The following is a 15,832-nucleotide window of genomic DNA, read 5'->3' on the forward strand; positions in this document are numbered from 1 at the left end:
ATGATCAGCCTCCGCAGCTTGCGTCGTTATGGCAGTGGCAAGCTGTGTTCGTCATACCTGTTGCTTGCTTGACAGCAGCGCAGAGTCCATCGGCACCCATATCCTTCTGAAAGGCTGTCAAATCATCGCGGTTTTTAAATAGCAGCCCCATTGTTTGTTTAACCATGGTGGAATCAAGGTGGTCGGCATGCATGGCAATGAGCGCTCTTGTCCAATCAAGCGTTTCGGCAATGGAAGGCTGTTTGTTCAGTGTCAGACTGTTACGCAGATGATTAACGGCAGTGGCAATCTGCAGAGCTAATTTTTCTGTGACTTCAGGGATTTTGGTGCGAATAATATTAATTTCCTTATCAATGGTCGGATAGTCAATATATAGGTAAACACACCGCCGGCGCAAGCCTTCCGATAATTCTCTGTCATGGTTGCTTGTCAGCACGACAATGGGAATATGTTTGGCGCTGACAGTGCCAAGTTCCGGAATCGAGATTTGAAAGTCGGATAAGATCTCAAAAAGAAAAGCTTCAAACTCTTCGTCAGTTTTATCGATTTCATCTATTAATAAGACTGGCCGATTTTCTGCTCGAATGGCTTTTAACAGCGGGCGTTCCAATAAGTAGTCTAAAGAAAATACATCATCTTCAGAAAGGTTCTGGCAAGCAGTGTCCCGCAACATTTGAATTTTGATGAGCTGGCGCTGGTAATTCCATTCATATAAGGCTTTGTTTTCGTCCAGACCTTCATAACATTGCAGGCGGATAAGTTCGGTATCAAACACTTTACTAAGCACCTTGGCAATTTCGGTTTTACCGACACCGGGGGCACCCTCAACAAGCAGTGGTTTTTCCAGCTTAAGCGCCAAATAGACAGTGGTAAGAAGCTCTTTATCACTTATATACCCGTGCGCTTCAAAAGCAGTGCGTAGTTCCGGCATAGAGAGTGTAGATTTTTTGGACATAATTGTTCTCCTATCTCCAATCAATGTATTGTTTTCATTCTACCGCAAGTTGATAATAATTGACAAGAGAAAACGTTTCTCCAAAAAACAAAAGCTACCCGTATTTGAGTAACTTTTGCGTACAGCGGAAGATATACTGTTATTATAACGTTATGCCGATAAATTCACCGCTTTTAAACGGAGCTGTTTCAAGTAGTTGACTGGGTAAGATATCGAAGTGTTTAAAAAATTTTTTTGCTCCGATATAGGCACCTTTGGCTGCATAGCGTACAGGAAAAGTGTTGGGCTTTAGTTCTCCCAGAGGAAGAATCCCCAGTGCCCGGTTTGCGGGATCATAGCCTAACATGCAAAAACTATTGTTTTCTAAAAGCTGTGTGGCCTGTTTGTTAAAAACAATACGGCCATTTGGGCGCACCTCAATGGCTGGTTGATCATTTTTGGGCAGCCGGGTACGATGGGGTTCAAATAAAGTAAAAGAAAAACTTTTTTCTTCACTCATGCTATTCACTCCTTAATAACTTAACTCGTGTAATAAAAGTATGCTCAAACTTACAAAACTATAAACATTAATTTTGAAAATTATTAATGTTTATTTGTGTTATTCCCGAAGTTAAGCGTTTGAAGGCAGGAATTTTCCTAATCAGGCATAATTTTATTTATTAGGAGCCTTCTTAGCTGTTAGCAGAAATTAATTGCTTTCAAGAGTACAATAAATTATCAGGAGGAATTAAGAATGAATCAAATGTGGTTTCAAGTTTTGGCGGTTATGATTGTAGGCAGCATGTTAAAGTATTTTGTTCTCAATACACTGGCTTGGGTGGTCATTGATTTAGCTGTACTTGGGGTAGCTTATTTGCTGTTGCGTCGCGACCCCTTTATTGATATGCGGCGCTCTATGATATTTCTTGGCGGTTTAACTGCTGTCAACGTTCTGGTTGATTTGGGAATAATAAGCGGGGTAATTGGCAATCTGGCTCTGTTAGGACTCTTAGCCTATATAATGTTTGGGCGCGGTTACACTAATCGCCGGCGTAGATAGCCGGGAGGAATACTCATGTCTGACAGCCGGATTATTACCAGAACGGCATTATTATTGTCGCTTACCCTGATTTTTCAGTCGCTGCGGTTTTTTATTCCCTTGCCGCCGTTTTTATCAATGTTTATTATTGGCAGCTTGGTTAATGCTTCCTTGCTTATTGCTGCACAAAAAGCCGGTTTGTGGCCTGCACTCATTATTGCCGCAATAGCCCCGGTTGTGGCTTATTTTCAGGGACAGCTGCCTTTGCCGGTATTCATTTTACCAGTTGCCCTAGGCAATGCGGCATACATCCTCCTGTTTTTAGCCGGTCGTCAGTTGGGCCGTATTCCTGGCATTGTTCTGGCAACCTTGGGTAAAAGCGGACTTTTATACGGAATATTTGCCTGGCTGCTTACTTTTATCGCGATTTCCCCGAAAGTGGCCGCAGGCATTATGCTGGCAATGAGCTGGCCGCAGTTGGTTACCGGCGGGGTAGGAGGCATATTGGCATATTGGGTGGCACAACGTATCAAGTAACGAAAAAAACCTCTGCCAATGTCAACCAGGCAGAGGTTTTTCGGTGCGTCAGGAGAAAGTATAGTATTAAATAGAAGAACGGAGGAAACAAATTATGAGCGAACAAGAGCAAAATAATCTAAGCATCAAAGAACTGGCAGGGAAAAACTTCAAAGAAGGCTACAATTGTTCTGAGACTATTGTAAGGACTTTTCGTGACTTTTATCAGTTAGATGTTTCTGATGAGGCTTTAAAGATGGCGTCAGGCTTCGGCGGTGGTCTTGGTCATGCCGGCTGTATGTGTGGCGCTCTTTCAGGCGCCACCATGGTATTGGGAATGTTCCAGGGCCGGGACAATAAGGAGCAAAGCCGCGGTCCTATCTACAGCAGCTCCCATGATTTCCATGGCATCTTTTCCGAAAAGTTTGGCGCCGCCTGTTGCCGGGTGCTCAATCCTCATGAATTCGGCACTCAGGAGCAGCGGCGTACTTGCCTTAAAATTACCGGTAATACCGCCGAACTGCTGCTGAAATATATCCAGGAGAAAGAGCTGGCAACAAAGGGATAGTTTAAAAGATACGACATAAAACTTTGCCGTTATCGGTGAGCCATTTGCGGCATTCCTGATAGTCAGGAGCAAACTTTCTGACTTCATTCCAAAACTTAACAGAATGGTTGGGCTCCAGTAAATGGCACAGCTCGTGAATAATCAGATAATCAGCTACCCGGGGCGGAGCCATGATGACTCGCCAGTTATAGTTGATATTGCCAAGGCTTGAACAACTACCCCAGCGGGTTTTCTGATCTCTGATGGTTATACGTACCGGGCGAACGCCAATTAATGCCGCCCAATGCTTGGTTCTGACAAGAAATTGTTCACCAGCCTGGTTTATTAGCCAGGCTTTTAGTATTTGTTCGGTAGTGACAGAATGCTCTGCGGCCATCCTCGGTGCAGGCAGCTTTACGAGAATTTCCGAGGGCTTTATTATTACTTCCGGCTTGTTATTGCTGCCAGGCAAAACAACAAGAGTGTAAGTCTGGCCCTGGTACAGCAGTTGAGAGCCGGGTGTCAGCGTCTGGTTCACAGGGTTGGCGGCAAGTGCCGCTTGTTTGTTTAGCCGGCCTGTAAGCCATCTGCTTTTACTTGTCAGAATCTGCTTAACTTCATCAGCGGTGAGTTTCCCCGGCGCTGCGATTTCAACTACAGCAGTAGGGAGCAGCCGCAATTGAATGGTTTTCCGGCGTTTATCAAGACGCAGTGAATAAGTAATTATACGGTCATTGAGTTTAATTGTCGGCATAGTTAATTCCTTTGTGATAGTAGTAAATCAAAATTATATATTTGCCATAAAATCAGATTGTCCTTTTCTAGGAAGAGTTATTTTTTCATGGTAAAAAACTTACTTGACAATAACAAATGCAGGTGGTATTATAACTAATGTCCGCTATAGGACATAAACATAATAAATGCCCGGGTGGCGGAATGGCAGACGCGGAAGACTCAAAATCTTTTGTTGGTAACAACGTGGGGGTTCAAGTCCCTTCCCGGGCACCAATTGAATCAAAAACTATTTTAACATTTATTTGAATTTTTTTGGACGAAATAAGCCGCTCTCAGCATTGCTTGGAGTGGCTTTAATTATTTTTTTTTGAAAAAGGGGCTTATACGTTAACTAGTAAATTATCTATGAATAAGCTGGTTAACACTGAAGGAGTAATTCAATGTCAATACAAAAGAAGCAATTATTTACGCGGAAGATATTCCCGACAACCTGGGTATCTTTATTTCTGGCAGTATTGCTATTTCCTCTTGGTTTATTACTGCCGGAGTGGTGTGGCTGGGAAAACGGTCTGATAGAAAATTCACAGGTGGCTATTCTTATTTTTGGAGCATTCTTATCTTGGAGGTTGGCGCATCATAACCGCGATGATAGACAAATTCATAATTTGTGTTTATGGATGATAGTTGTTTGGCTGATGATGGTTGGGCGAGAATTGAGCTGGGGACGGGTATTTTTTGAGCCGATAACTACCGGACCGGATGGCCCTACGTTTCCGTCGATTCATGCAATTTGGTATGGCCGGTATGTGTATCCGGTGCTTACGGTTATCATTATTAGTACACTAATCGGACTGTGGCGCAATTTCAACTGGGAGCATATTAAACAAAAAGTCTACATATCGACGATTGATGGGGTTCTGTTAATTATTGCCGCCATAGCTTCACAGCTTATTTTTGAAAGAAATTTAATTTTATTGCTCAAGCCGTATTCGCAGGTATTAGAAGAGCTGTCCGAATTAATAGTTTATTGGTGCATGGTTAGTATTTTAATGGCTAATGGTTTCCAAAAATAGACAAATATTACCCATTGCCTTTTTTTACCGTTACATTGCGTACGGTACCGGTATATTCATTAGAAAACAAAGATGGTATAAGTGGATCGCATCCTGCAGGGTGCGGTTTTTCTATTTCCGGCTTCAATTCGGCACGAATTAAATGAACGTTTTTTTGTAGCAAAATTGCTCAGCCATTCATAGATTACAACATACCCCTTACTTTGTGGATAGGAGGCGCACATATGGGATTTAACGGATTCGGCGGCTTTGGAGGTCGAGGCGGCTTTGGTGGTTGCTTTATAATAATTATCATTATTCTGTTGCTATTCTGCTTCTGTAATGATGACTGCAGCCCGACCTGCTAAGTAATTTCGCCTTACGCCAAAACACAACGAGATATTAGGGAACAGAACGAGGCATTCATAATATGGATGCCTTGTTCTGCGTATATCCCCTAGAGAACAATATTTTGTTTCCGGCCTTCTTTTTACTTGACGGCTTATAAATTATTGGCATTATTCTCATAAGAAATGAATATAAATTTATTTTTGGTATTTTTTTACATTAATTCATAAAAATAGCAGGAGAACCACCCTGCAAGCGCGAATATAATCGCAACTACAAAAACATGGAGGGTGGTTTTATGACAGAATTGCTTAGCATCAAAGACATATCGCAGGAAATTGGTATTCCGCAAAGCACTTTACGGTATTATCGCGATTTATTTATGGATTATTTGCCGGCTACCGGCGAAGGGAAAAAGAAACGTTTTTACCCTGAAGCCGTTGAAGTGTTCCAGGCTATTGCGAAAGGTATGCACCAAAATAAAAATGCAGATGACATTGCTCGTGATCTCAATAGGCGGTTTGCAAGATTTATTGAAGTCGATGCCGAATCGCAGGACGGCAGCGCAACAGCTCCGCAAGAGGAAGAATTGGTCCAATCGCAAGCCTTATCGCCAATAGCTCAGGTTGAAGGTTCTACCATTATGGCGGTTATTGCTTCACAAAACCAGGCTTTACAGCAAATTGCAGCTACCATTAGTATTGTAAACGGACAGCAGGAAGAATTGCATGATTTAAGGCAAGAAGTTTCTAAACTTGAGGAGCGTATGGAAGCGGAACTCACCGAACATTTTCAATTGGTAGATGCCCGGTTGCAACAACTGGCGGAAGAAAAAGAACCCACCAAGCAAAAATCATTCTGGCAGCGATTATTTAGCTAAAATAAGAATTGTATACGATAGCTTTTGGATATTATATATTGCTAAGTAAAAGGCAGTGAGCCAAGGCATAATTTGCCCGGAACACTGCCTTTTACTATTGTTGCAGGTTAAAATATAAATGGAAATATTTGTAATTTAGTGTTTTTTTATTACAAATATTGTAAATTAAGTGAAATGTCAGCCCTAATTATGTTGAATAATAAGCAGGATAACCATAGGTAAATAAGTCATCGTGTCGAATTAGGCGGCGCTCCAACCGTAAGCAGGTCAAGGGTTGTTGGTTTCCAGCTATTAATTTCGACAAGGAAGCTTGAAAAAGTGTCGGTTTTTTACGAAAACTAATTAGGCTAATTTAGCAGGAATTACAATAATTTACAAGAATGTTTAACAGCACCAAAGGTAAAGCTGGTCACTAGGAGGCGATCGACAATGTCTGCGGCAGAAGCTCTCGATAATAACGTAGTGTACTTACCCAGAGAGGATGACTGTCAAGATTCTTTTGAAACCACCACAGGAATTATTTTCATAGACAATGAGCTTAAGTTGAAAAATCTCAATCGTGAAGCAGAAAAGATTTGTGGTATTGACAGGAGTAAATCCATAGGTAGACGGGTAGACGATGTATTTAAACATCATGGTGAAAAGTTTTTGCAGGTATTTCATATGGATGAATATGAGGATTTACATACTGCAAATTTAAAGCTAAAAGTCAAAGATCAGTTTGTTTATGTTCATATTGATACACTAAGGCTTAGAGGCGCTGCCCGGGAAACAAACGGCTTAATTGTTATTATCCAGGACTTATCTGCCGTACGGGCCGCGATAAAGCAGATACAGATAACGCAGATGCTTATGTCTTTAGGCGAATTGGCAGCCGGAGTGGCTCATCATGTGCGGACTCCTCTTACAACCATAAGCGGGTATTTGCAGGTAATGCTCGGCCGGCTGGAAGATGATCAATATACGGTGGGGCGTGATGTGCTGGAGATGATGCTGGATGAGGTATCTTGCATCAATAATGTGGTAAAAGACCTTGTTTTGTTTGCTAAGCCGCCTGTGAACAAAGAAAACAGCATCAACATAAACCGCGTCATTGAAGAAGCCTTGCTATTGACCTTCAAGCAGCTTGGTGGTGAACAGATTGACATTGACAAACAGCTGGCTGCTGATCTGCCGCTGCTCAGTGTTGACAGTAATTTAATCAAACAGGCTATTGTTAACATTATGCAAAACGCCATAGAAGCAATGCCAGGCAAGGGCGTACTGTCAGTAAAATCCTGGATTAACTCTGAGCTAAGTATGCTTGTCATCGCCATCGGTGATACAGGCTCCGGCGTTTCGCCGGAAATTTTGTCCCGGGTATTCGAACCGTTTTATACCACAAAACTTGAACATATGGGACTGGGGTTGCCGGTAGCTCACCGGATTATTAGTGAACATGGTGGCTTTATCAATATCAATCCATTACCTGCTGGCAATACAGGTGCACAGATTCATATCTATCTTCCGATTGTTGACGAACGCCACCGGCGGTTACGGGTGGTACACCAACAGATACTTAATCTTCAGTAAGTATGTTAAAAAATTATAGGTTAAAGGCTGGCTTAAGGGGTAATATCTGAGCCTGCATTCTTCATATTATGATATTGCTACAAAAAACGATGTGAAGAAGGGATGCTAAGTGTTACTCCGGGTTACCTTGTGGCTGTATGTGTTTTTGTTGCTAACAGTATCTATCGGCTATGCCAAACCGAGTGCCGAGCTGGTTGCACCAAGTCTTATCGTGAATTTGCCCAGCCGGACAATAGAATTATTCTCGGGAGATAATTTGCTGAAGGAGTTTCCGGTAGCTATCGGCAAGCCGGCTACCCCAACTCCGCTTGGGAATTATTCTATTATTTGCAAGGAAGTAAATCCTGCCTGGTATCCGCCGGATCAGAAGGGGATAGTGGTGCCCACAGGCCCGGCTAATCCGCTGGGATACAGGTGGATAGGAATTTGGCATACCTATGGCATTCACGGTACAAACGCGCCTTGGTCTATCGGAACAGCCGTATCTAATGGCTGTATTCGTATGTACGAAGAAGATGTGGAAGAGCTTTTTGACAAGGTGAGCTATGGTACACCGGTACGGATCACTTATGACCGAATAAAGGTCCGGACAAATACCACCGGCCAGATATTGCTGTCAGTATATCCTGATGTCTATAATTATGGCAGTATAACCGTGCGGGATATAAGAAACAAGCTTAATACCTATTACCTAAACGATTTTGTCAGTGATGAATTTCTGCGAAATATACTCAACAAACCCAGTGACAAGCAGGTAGTTATCGCCAAACCATTTCCTATTAGAGTGAATGGCAGTCTGCTAACCTCACGCGGGCTGATTGTGCAGGAAGTTCCCTACATTCCCCTTTATTCACTTGCCGAGGCGCTGAAACAGAAAATACACTGGGATGAAAAAACTAAAACTGCCCGGAATGAAGCAGTCAGTGTACCAGGCATTGCCAGTGGCAGTATGGTATTTGTTTCAGCCGCCAGTATAGCAGCGTTGTTTAGCGGTGAGCAGAGCTGGCACTCAGAAGAAAATTCCTGGAATTTTGATAAATTAAAGGTTTTTTTGAACGAACAACCGGTGAATATGGAAGTGCTTAGAATTCAGGGGATTTTGGCAGTACCGGCGCTCTCGTTAGCAGAAATGATGGAACATAAGTTTGAATGGAATGAAAAAGAACATAAGCTAACCATCAACGATAAAGGGCAGAGTGTTAATGTTCCGGTTGAGATGGTCGCAGCAGTGCCCTACATTAAAATTACGAATATAAATCGTTACTTTGATGCTTATGTGTATTTGAATGAAGCGGCTAAGACCTTAGAGCTTACTTATCCTTAACGCAAATTAATATAACCTCCCATAGCGTTGTCACGTTGACACTTGCCATGACCTCCGGTCTTTGTCATGGCAAGCAGTAGCGTGGCAACGTTTTTCTTATCCTAACAGAAAGTATAACTTTCTTAAAAGCAGGATAAGGGCAGCATCGGCTTCCGCTTTCGCCAAAGGCTCGGCGCAAGCTGTGTTTTCTTTAGCAAACTATTACATAATGTTAGCAGGTATTTAGGAAAATAGAGAAGGGATTTTGTGTTTAATAGCCAATAAAAGTAGATTGGACAATATTAGAATATAAGGTGGTGGGCTTATGCCCCAGAGATTTATTATAATTGACGGCAGCAGTCTGGTTCATCGGGCATTTCATGCGCTGCCAATGCTGCGTACAGCTGACGGGCTGCATACCAATGCGGTATATGGATTTACAACCATGCTTGTAAAATTGCTGGCAGACTACAAACCGGATTTTTTAGCGGTGGCTTTTGATAAAGGACGGGTGACCTTCCGGACAGAAACTTACTCACAGTACAAGGCTCAACGTCAGGCTACTCCCGGAGAACTGTCCGAACAGTTCCCCTTGCTTCGCGAGCTGTTACAGGCGTTTGGCATCACGACAATTGAAGAGGCGGGCTTTGAAGCCGATGATATTATCGGCACACTGGCAGCAAAGGCTTCCAGACAAGGCTATGAGGTGCTTATTGTAACCGGTGACCGTGATGCTCTCCAGCTTATCGGGCCGGAGACCAAGGTGCTGCTTACCAAAAGAGGCATCTCAGATATGGAAACCATGGATACGGCTGCGCTCAAAGAAAAATACGGTTTGACTCCGGCCCAGATTATTGATATGAAAGGTCTGATGGGAGACAGCTCTGACAACATACCGGGTGTACCCGGTGTTGGCGAAAAAACGGCAGGAAAGCTGCTGGCCCAATTCGGTTCACTGGAAAATGTCTTAGCCAATATTGACCAGGTGTCAGGCAAAAAACTGCAGGAAAATCTGCGTCAATTTACCGACCAGGCAATTTTATCAAAACAGTTGGCTACTATTGTTTGCAACATGGATATGGAGTTTATCCCGGAAAATTTTGGTATTCATCCAGAAACGCAGACTGTAAAAGAATTGTTTGCTAAATTTGAATTCAAAACCCTGTTGGCAAAAGTGGACACCTTGTTTCCGGGAATCAGCAGCAGGGATGCCGGCGAGATTCAATCGCCGGCTGTTGAGCTAAGTGCGCCTGCTATCGCCACCAGCCGGGCAGAGGTTGCTGCCGTTTGTGCCAAGGTTAGGCAACAGGGGCGCATGAGCTGCTATCCGGTATCGCCAGGACACTCACCATTAGCCGGACTTATTGGCCTTGCTCTCACTTGTGCTGAAGAAACCGTCTACATTCCCGCAGAGGCAGAAGGCTGGGACGGCATTTTTGACTTGTTGGCCGACAGCAGTGTAACGATAGTTGCCTATGATTCTAAAAAGCTGTATAATGCCTGTCAGGCAAGAGGGACGCTGGTGCAGGCTCAAGTAACAGATGTCCTGATTGCCGCCTACTTGCTGGACCCTACGGCTTCTGCTTATCCGCTGGATGTTTTGGCCAAAAAATATTTGGAGCAAAATGTGATTTTACCTGCCGGAGACAAAAACTTGCCGTTGAAGCCGGAGTTTGCTGCCTGGGCCAGTGGTATTACCGGACAGTTGCAAGCAGTACTTGCTTCGCAACTTAAAAATACCGGCTTGAACAAACTGTTTGAGGAAGTTGAGATGCCGCTTGTCGAAGCTCTTTCAGCGATGGAGGTTGCCGGTATTAATGTTGACCGCAGCTACCTGCGGGAGATGGCGGTAAGTATTGCCGGTAAAGTAGATCAGCTGATCGATGAAATTTACCTGTTGGCTGATGAACAATTCAATGTCAATTCCACCAAGCAGTTGGGCGTTATTTTATTTGAAAAACTCAAGCTTCCTATTATTAAAAAGACAAAAACAGGTTACTCTACTGACGCAGAGGTACTGGAAAAATTAGCAGGACAGCACCCGCTAATTGATAAGCTGCTGGAATACCGTATGCTGACCAAACTTAAATCAACCTATCTTGATGGTATGGAAGGATTAATTCATCCTGAATCAGGCAGAATTCACACTACCTTTAATCAAATGGTTACGGCAACCGGCAGGTTGAGCAGCTCTGAGCCCAACCTGCAGAATATTCCTATCCGTTCCGATATTGGGCGGAAAATCCGGGAATTATTTGTTCCCGGCGAAGGCTACCAGTATATTATGTCTGCCGACTATTCGCAAATCGAGCTCAGAGTACTGGCCCATATGGCTGGTGATGCCAGTTTGCTGGAAGCGTTCCGCCATAATCAGGATATACACACCCGGACAGCAGCGGAAGTCTTTGGTATAGAGATGGTGGAAGTTACGCCGGAGATGCGGGCCAGAGCCAAGGCCGTCAATTTCGGTATTGTTTATGGCATAAGCGATTACGGGCTGGCGCGTGATATTGGTGTCAGCCGCAAAGAAGCCAGTTACTACATTGAAAGTTATTTTGCTAACTATCAAGGTGTGAAAAGATATATTGATGAAGTTGTTGCCGGTGCTCACCGCGATGGCTATGTCACGACCTTGTTTGGGCGGCGCCGTCATTTGCCGGATATTAACAGCAGCAACTTTAATCAGCGCTCCTTTGCCGAACGAACAGCTATGAATACCCCTATTCAGGGAGCAGCTGCCGATATTATCAAGATTGCCATGAATGAGGTGTATGCCGCACTGAAGGCAAAGCAGCTCAAAAGCCGGCTATTGCTGCAGGTTCATGATGAATTAGTATTGGAAGTAACAGAAAACGAGCTTGATCAGGTGGCAGCGCTTGTGAAACAAGCAATGGAACAGGCAGTAGAACTTGATGTGCCGCTGGTAGCCGAAGTAAAGACCGGCAGTAATTGGGCTCAGGCCAAATAAAAGGGAGTGTGTACCATGCCGGAAATGCCAGAAGTTGAAACAATTCGCCGGACACTTACTAATAAGATTGAAGGGCGGAAAATTACCCGTGTTGATATAAAATTATCGCGCCTGATCAAGTGGCCGACAGCACCAGAATTTCAGGCGGTACTCACTGACCGGACAGTTGAAAAGCTGGTACGGCGGGGTAAATATCTGCTGTTTTACCTTGACAACAGCTTGGTGCTTGTTATTCATTTACGAATGACCGGACGTTTGTATTATATAGCCCCGGGAAGAGAATATGATAAATTTACGCATATCCTGTTTTTCCTTGATAATGGCGATGCACTGTTATATGCCGATACACGTACTTTAGGAACTTTATATTTGATGCCTCAGGCTGAATTATGGCGCATTGCCGGTCTGGCTTCCATGGGGCCGGAACCGCTGTCCGAGGAGTTTACCCTGGAGTATTTTGCCGGTATGCTGAAAAAACGCCAGGCTAAAATTAAACCGGTGTTATTAAACCAGAAGCTGGTTGGCGGTCTGGGAAATATCTATGTTGATGAAGCGCTGGCCATTGCCGGCATCGACCCTGACCGAATAGCCAGCAGTATTAATGAAACTGAAGCAAAATATCTTTACCAGGCAATAAACCAGGTTATCGCTGACGGAATTTCCCATGGCGGCACCACTTTTCGCGATTATCGCGATGGTGCAGGCCAAAGCGGCAGCCACCAGCACCACCTCCATGTGTATGGTCGTGCCAATCAACCCTGCCATCGCTGCGGCGCTATTATTGCCCGCAAAGAAGTAGGGGGGCGTGGCACTCATTATTGTCCTAATTGCCAGAAGTAACCGGAGGAAGCCTTATGTATGTCATTGGATTAACCGGCGGGATTGCCAGCGGCAAAAGTACGGTAAGCAAAATGCTCGGCAAGCTGGGGGCAGCTATTATTGATGCCGACCAACTTTCGCGGGAAGTTACTCTTCCCGGAAAGCCGGCCTGGCAGGAAATTATTAAGCGGTTTGGCGACGGTATTATTGAGCCTGGCGGGGAAATCAACCGCAAACGTTTAGGGCAAATTATTTTTGCTGACAGTCAGGCACGGTTTGATTTAGAACAAATCACCCATCCGCGTATTGAGGCCGAAACAATGGCTGCCATTATTAGGGCGGAGCAGAATGGCTGTACGGTAGCTGTGCTTGATGCGCCGTTATTAATCGAAGTGGCTTGGCATCACAAAACAAATAGTGTCTGGGTGGTCTTTGTTAACGAACAAACTCAGCTTGCCCGGCTAAAACTGCGTGACAATATTAGTTATGAAGATGCCGTGGCAAGAATCCAGGCACAAATGACTTTGCGTGAAAAATTGAATTATGCGGACGTTATTATTGACAATAACGGCACTCTTGAAAATACCAAAGCACAGGTGCTTGCAGCCTGGCAGAGGATAAAGCTTTTGCAACAAAGCTGACGGTATTTTTCTTACCAACCAAACATATCTTTAATACAGCGATTTTTAGTGCGGAGTGATTTTATTGCGTATCCGGACTTGGTTTAAAGTCCTGCTCATCGGTCTTTTGTTAACTGTCGCCGGGATATATACGGCATACACCGGCGACTGGTTTCAAAAAAAATTTTTGTATCCGTTTTTATACCAGGAAGCCATATATACGTATGCCTTAGAACAGGATATTGATCCGTTTTTAGTGGCTGGTGTTATCAAAACAGAGAGTAAGTTTATTACTGAAGCCTGCTCGCCGAAAGGCGCTTTGGGACTGATGCAGATTATGCCTGATACTGGCCGCTGGATTGCCGAACAGCTTAACCATGAAAAATTTATGATAGCCGATCTTACTGATCCGGATATTAATATCCGGTTTGGTACTTGGTATTTAGCTTCATTAAAAAAAGAATTTCACGACAATGAAGTATTGTATCTCGCAGCCTATAACGGCGGACGGGGCAATGTGAAGCAATGGATGCAGCGGTACGGCTGGTCGGAAGATTTTGCTGATATAAAGCAGATCCCTTTCAAGGAAACCAGAGAGTATGTAGAAAAAGTAATGCATAACAAAAAACGCTATCAGGAATTGTATGGCCGATAAAGCAGACTTAGCTTCAGGTGGGGTTTTAAAACCCCATCAGAAGGTTAGTCGCCCTTATCCAGGGGGTTATAAACAGTCTTAGCTCCCGTTTGTGAAAACTGAGAGTCCCTATGAAGCAAAATCTAGATGTATTAGCAGGTAATGAGGGGAAATGTACTACAAATGCGTAAGTTAATGATTTTACTTTTAACCTTATTGACGGTAGTTGCTGCCGGGTGCGGTTCCGACAAACAGTCCCTGCCGTCTGAGAACAAAAAGATAGCTGTTCAGCAGGGTGGACAGTTAAAGTATGGCAGTTTACAGGAACCGAACACGTTAAATCCACTTCTTTCTGATTTTTTATCTACTGCTGAAGTGGGCAGACTGCTCTTTAGTGGTTTGGTAATTACCGGAGATAAGGGCGAATGGCTGCCGGACCTGGCTGTGGATGTGCCCACAATGGCTAACGGCGGGGTTACTCCTGACGGACTGAGAATAACTTATCGCTTGCGCCAGGGGGTTAAGTGGCATGACGGCATGGAATTTACTGCCGAAGATGTTAAATTTACCTGGCAGCTTATCATGAACCACAAAGTAAATATTGTATGGCGGGATGGCTATGATAAGATCAGTGATATTGAGACTCCGGACAAATACACGGTTGTTATCAAATTCAAAGAGTTTTATGCGCCTTATTTGACGCTGTTTACCACCATATTGCCAAAACACAGGCTGGAAAACGCAGGTGATATTAATAAAGCAGCCTTTAACCGGGCTCCCATCGGTACCGGTCCCTTCAAGTTTAAGGATTGGCAGATAGCAGAAGCTGTTGTTTTGGAGGCTAACACCAGTTATTACCGTGGTAAACCGGTATTAGACAGTATTGTTTATAAAGTTATTCCTGACGCAAATTTGCTGCTTACCCAACTGAAAACTGGAGAATTGGATATTGCCAGTAATATTGGCTTTTCACATCTGGAGCAAGTAAAGGCGCTAGACGGAATACGGACAGTCATTGCGCCCACTATGGTTTGGGAGCACATGGATTTTAATCTTGATAATGTTTTGTTCCAGGACGTGAGGGTGCGCAAAGCCATTGCTCTTGCCATTGATCCGCAAGCCATTATTACCAATGTGCTCAAAGGTGTTGCCAGCCCAGCTTATGCTGACCAGTCGCCGCTGTCCTGGGCCTACAATCCTATGCAGCAGCCAACCGGCAAAGATATTAATACCGCGCGCAATTTACTGGCACAGGCAGGCTGGCAGCCCGGCTCTGACGGAATTATGACCAAAGAAAATAAGAAGCTGGCTTTTTCGCTGACCACTCCTACCGGCAATCGGCAACGGGAGCAGACTGCCCAAAAGATTGCTGAACAACTAAAGGAAATTGGTGTTTTAGTAGAAGTACGGCCTGTTGAAGGACAGGTGTTTTTCAGTGAGGTTTTGAAAAACAGGCGGTTTGAAACAGCCTTATATGCCTGGATGGCCGGTATTGATCCGGACAATACCAACCTTTGGCATTCCCGTAAGATCCCCGGTGCCGCTAACGCGTATACAGGGCAAAATTATCCCGGCTGGCGTAATCCTGAAGTGGATAGGCTTACTGAACTTGGCGTCAGAACAGTCGATACTGCGGCCAGAAAAGATATCTATTTTCTTATCCAGGATTTTATTCGTCAAGATTGTCCGGTTGTTCCGCTGTTCTTCCGGGGAAATATTGATGCGGTAAAAACGTCGGTAGCTAACTATCAGCCTAATCCAACCCCCTCAGGCAATATGTGGAATGCCTGGCAATGGGGTTTTACGATTACTAAATAATGCTCGACATAAAATTCTTGACGGAAAAGCTTGACGATGATTTATTG

General features: G+C 44.1%; 15 protein-coding genes and 1 tRNA gene. 13 read left to right on the forward strand and 3 right to left on the reverse strand.

All coding sequences use genetic code 11. The annotated features are described in order from the left end of the window. Positions 1–4 precede the first annotated feature (4 nt). Both GT1_RS06230 and GT1_RS06235 read right to left on the reverse strand, forming a co-directional pair. Positions 5–955 carry a MoxR family ATPase gene (locus GT1_RS06230; RefSeq protein ID WP_188398014.1) on the reverse strand — a complete coding sequence of 317 codons (951 nt, stop codon included), beginning with the start codon at positions 953–955 and terminating at the stop codon, positions 5–7. 142 nt (positions 956–1,097) lie between these two features. Next, on the reverse strand, positions 1,098–1,454 hold the full coding sequence (locus GT1_RS06235) for a hypothetical protein (RefSeq protein WP_075755746.1): 357 nt from the start codon (positions 1,452–1,454) through the stop codon (positions 1,098–1,100). Positions 1,455–1,688: 234 nt separating this feature from the next. Between GT1_RS06235 and GT1_RS06240 the strand changes: the two genes are divergently transcribed. The 3 genes from GT1_RS06240 to GT1_RS06250 all read left to right on the forward strand — a co-directional run bounded on the left by GT1_RS06240 (position 1,689) and on the right by GT1_RS06250 (position 3,057). Next, positions 1,689–1,994 carry a hypothetical protein gene (locus tag GT1_RS06240; RefSeq protein WP_075755745.1) on the forward strand — a complete coding sequence of 102 codons (306 nt, stop codon included), beginning with the start codon at positions 1,689–1,691 and terminating at the stop codon, positions 1,992–1,994. A gap of 15 nt (positions 1,995–2,009) precedes the next feature. Then, a complete protein-coding gene (locus GT1_RS06245; protein WP_075755744.1) occupies positions 2,010–2,510 on the forward strand; it encodes a hypothetical protein in 501 nt (166 codons plus the stop codon). Between the two features lie 94 nt (positions 2,511–2,604). Beyond that, positions 2,605–3,057 (forward strand): C-GCAxxG-C-C family (seleno)protein, encoded by a 453-nt coding sequence (locus GT1_RS06250; protein WP_075755743.1) that lies wholly within the window; start codon positions 2,605–2,607, stop codon positions 3,055–3,057. Between the two features lies 1 nt (position 3,058). On the opposite strand, the gene GT1_RS06255 is transcribed toward GT1_RS06250, so the two are convergent. Further along, the gene (locus GT1_RS06255; RefSeq protein WP_188398015.1) at positions 3,059–3,790 is read right to left on the reverse strand and encodes a M48 family metallopeptidase; all 732 of its coding nucleotides are present in this window, start codon (positions 3,788–3,790) and stop codon (positions 3,059–3,061) included. Between the two features lie 168 nt (positions 3,791–3,958). Here GT1_RS06255 and GT1_RS06260 point away from each other — a divergent pair. The 10 genes from GT1_RS06260 to GT1_RS06305 all read left to right on the forward strand — a co-directional run bounded on the left by GT1_RS06260 (position 3,959) and on the right by GT1_RS06305 (position 15,785). Then, positions 3,959–4,044, forward strand: a tRNA-Leu gene (locus tag GT1_RS06260). 167 nt (positions 4,045–4,211) lie between these two features. Then, positions 4,212–4,844, forward strand: coding sequence for a hypothetical protein (locus GT1_RS06265; protein WP_188398016.1), 633 nt, complete (start codon positions 4,212–4,214; stop codon positions 4,842–4,844). A gap of 625 nt (positions 4,845–5,469) precedes the next feature. After that, positions 5,470–6,051, forward strand: a complete 582-nt coding sequence (locus tag GT1_RS06270; protein WP_075755740.1) for a MerR family transcriptional regulator — start codon at positions 5,470–5,472, stop codon at positions 6,049–6,051. A gap of 429 nt (positions 6,052–6,480) precedes the next feature. After that, positions 6,481–7,623, forward strand: a complete 1,143-nt coding sequence (locus tag GT1_RS06275) for a nitrogen regulation protein NR(II) (protein ID WP_188398017.1) — start codon at positions 6,481–6,483, stop codon at positions 7,621–7,623. Between the two features lie 109 nt (positions 7,624–7,732). Next, positions 7,733–8,947, forward strand: coding sequence for a L,D-transpeptidase (locus GT1_RS06280; protein WP_188398018.1), 1,215 nt, complete (start codon positions 7,733–7,735; stop codon positions 8,945–8,947). A 304-nt stretch (positions 8,948–9,251) separates the two neighbouring features. After that, on the forward strand, positions 9,252–11,894 hold the full coding sequence (gene polA / locus GT1_RS06285) for a DNA polymerase I (protein WP_188398019.1): 2,643 nt from the start codon (positions 9,252–9,254) through the stop codon (positions 11,892–11,894). A gap of 15 nt (positions 11,895–11,909) precedes the next feature. Further along, the gene (gene mutM, locus GT1_RS06290; protein ID WP_188398020.1) at positions 11,910–12,734 is read left to right on the forward strand and encodes a bifunctional DNA-formamidopyrimidine glycosylase/DNA-(apurinic or apyrimidinic site) lyase; all 825 of its coding nucleotides are present in this window, start codon (positions 11,910–11,912) and stop codon (positions 12,732–12,734) included. Positions 12,735–12,748: 14 nt separating this feature from the next. Further along, positions 12,749–13,354 (forward strand): dephospho-CoA kinase, encoded by a 606-nt coding sequence (coaE, locus tag GT1_RS06295; RefSeq protein WP_188398021.1) that lies wholly within the window; start codon positions 12,749–12,751, stop codon positions 13,352–13,354. A gap of 55 nt (positions 13,355–13,409) precedes the next feature. Next, a complete protein-coding gene (locus tag GT1_RS06300; protein WP_223226085.1) occupies positions 13,410–13,988 on the forward strand; it encodes a lytic transglycosylase domain-containing protein in 579 nt (192 codons plus the stop codon). A gap of 162 nt (positions 13,989–14,150) precedes the next feature. Continuing rightward, positions 14,151–15,785, forward strand: a complete 1,635-nt coding sequence (locus GT1_RS06305; protein ID WP_223226086.1) for a peptide ABC transporter substrate-binding protein — start codon at positions 14,151–14,153, stop codon at positions 15,783–15,785. Positions 15,786–15,832: the final 47 nt, after the last annotated feature.

The organism is Sporomusa sp. GT1 (assembly GCF_014634905.1).
GTDB classification, from domain to species: Bacteria; Bacillota; Negativicutes; order Sporomusales; family Sporomusaceae; genus Sporomusa; species Sporomusa sphaeroides.

Excerpts from the sequence above, each read along its gene's own strand:
- GT1_RS06245 (WP_075755744.1), top strand. The coding sequence starts at position 2,010 with ATGTCTGACAGCCGGATTATTACCAGAACGGCATTATTATTGTCGCTT.
- GT1_RS06265 (WP_188398016.1), top strand. The coding sequence starts at position 4,212 with ATGTCAATACAAAAGAAGCAATTATTTACGCGGAAGATATTCCCGACA.
- GT1_RS06250 (WP_075755743.1), top strand. The coding sequence starts at position 2,605 with ATGAGCGAACAAGAGCAAAATAATCTAAGCATCAAAGAACTGGCAGGG.
- GT1_RS06305 (WP_223226086.1), top strand. The coding sequence starts at position 14,151 with ATGCGTAAGTTAATGATTTTACTTTTAACCTTATTGACGGTAGTTGCT.
- GT1_RS06240 (WP_075755745.1), top strand. The coding sequence starts at position 1,689 with ATGAATCAAATGTGGTTTCAAGTTTTGGCGGTTATGATTGTAGGCAGC.
- GT1_RS06275 (WP_188398017.1), top strand. The coding sequence starts at position 6,481 with ATGTCTGCGGCAGAAGCTCTCGATAATAACGTAGTGTACTTACCCAGA.
- coaE (WP_188398021.1), top strand. The coding sequence starts at position 12,749 with ATGTATGTCATTGGATTAACCGGCGGGATTGCCAGCGGCAAAAGTACG.
- GT1_RS06230 (WP_188398014.1), bottom strand. The coding sequence starts at position 955 with ATGTCCAAAAAATCTACACTCTCTATGCCGGAACTACGCACTGCTTTT.
- GT1_RS06270 (WP_075755740.1), top strand. The coding sequence starts at position 5,470 with ATGACAGAATTGCTTAGCATCAAAGACATATCGCAGGAAATTGGTATT.
- polA (WP_188398019.1), top strand. The coding sequence starts at position 9,252 with ATGCCCCAGAGATTTATTATAATTGACGGCAGCAGTCTGGTTCATCGG.
- GT1_RS06255 (WP_188398015.1), bottom strand. The coding sequence starts at position 3,790 with ATGCCGACAATTAAACTCAATGACCGTATAATTACTTATTCACTGCGT.
- mutM (WP_188398020.1), top strand. The coding sequence starts at position 11,910 with ATGCCGGAAATGCCAGAAGTTGAAACAATTCGCCGGACACTTACTAAT.
- GT1_RS06235 (WP_075755746.1), bottom strand. The coding sequence starts at position 1,454 with ATGAGTGAAGAAAAAAGTTTTTCTTTTACTTTATTTGAACCCCATCGT.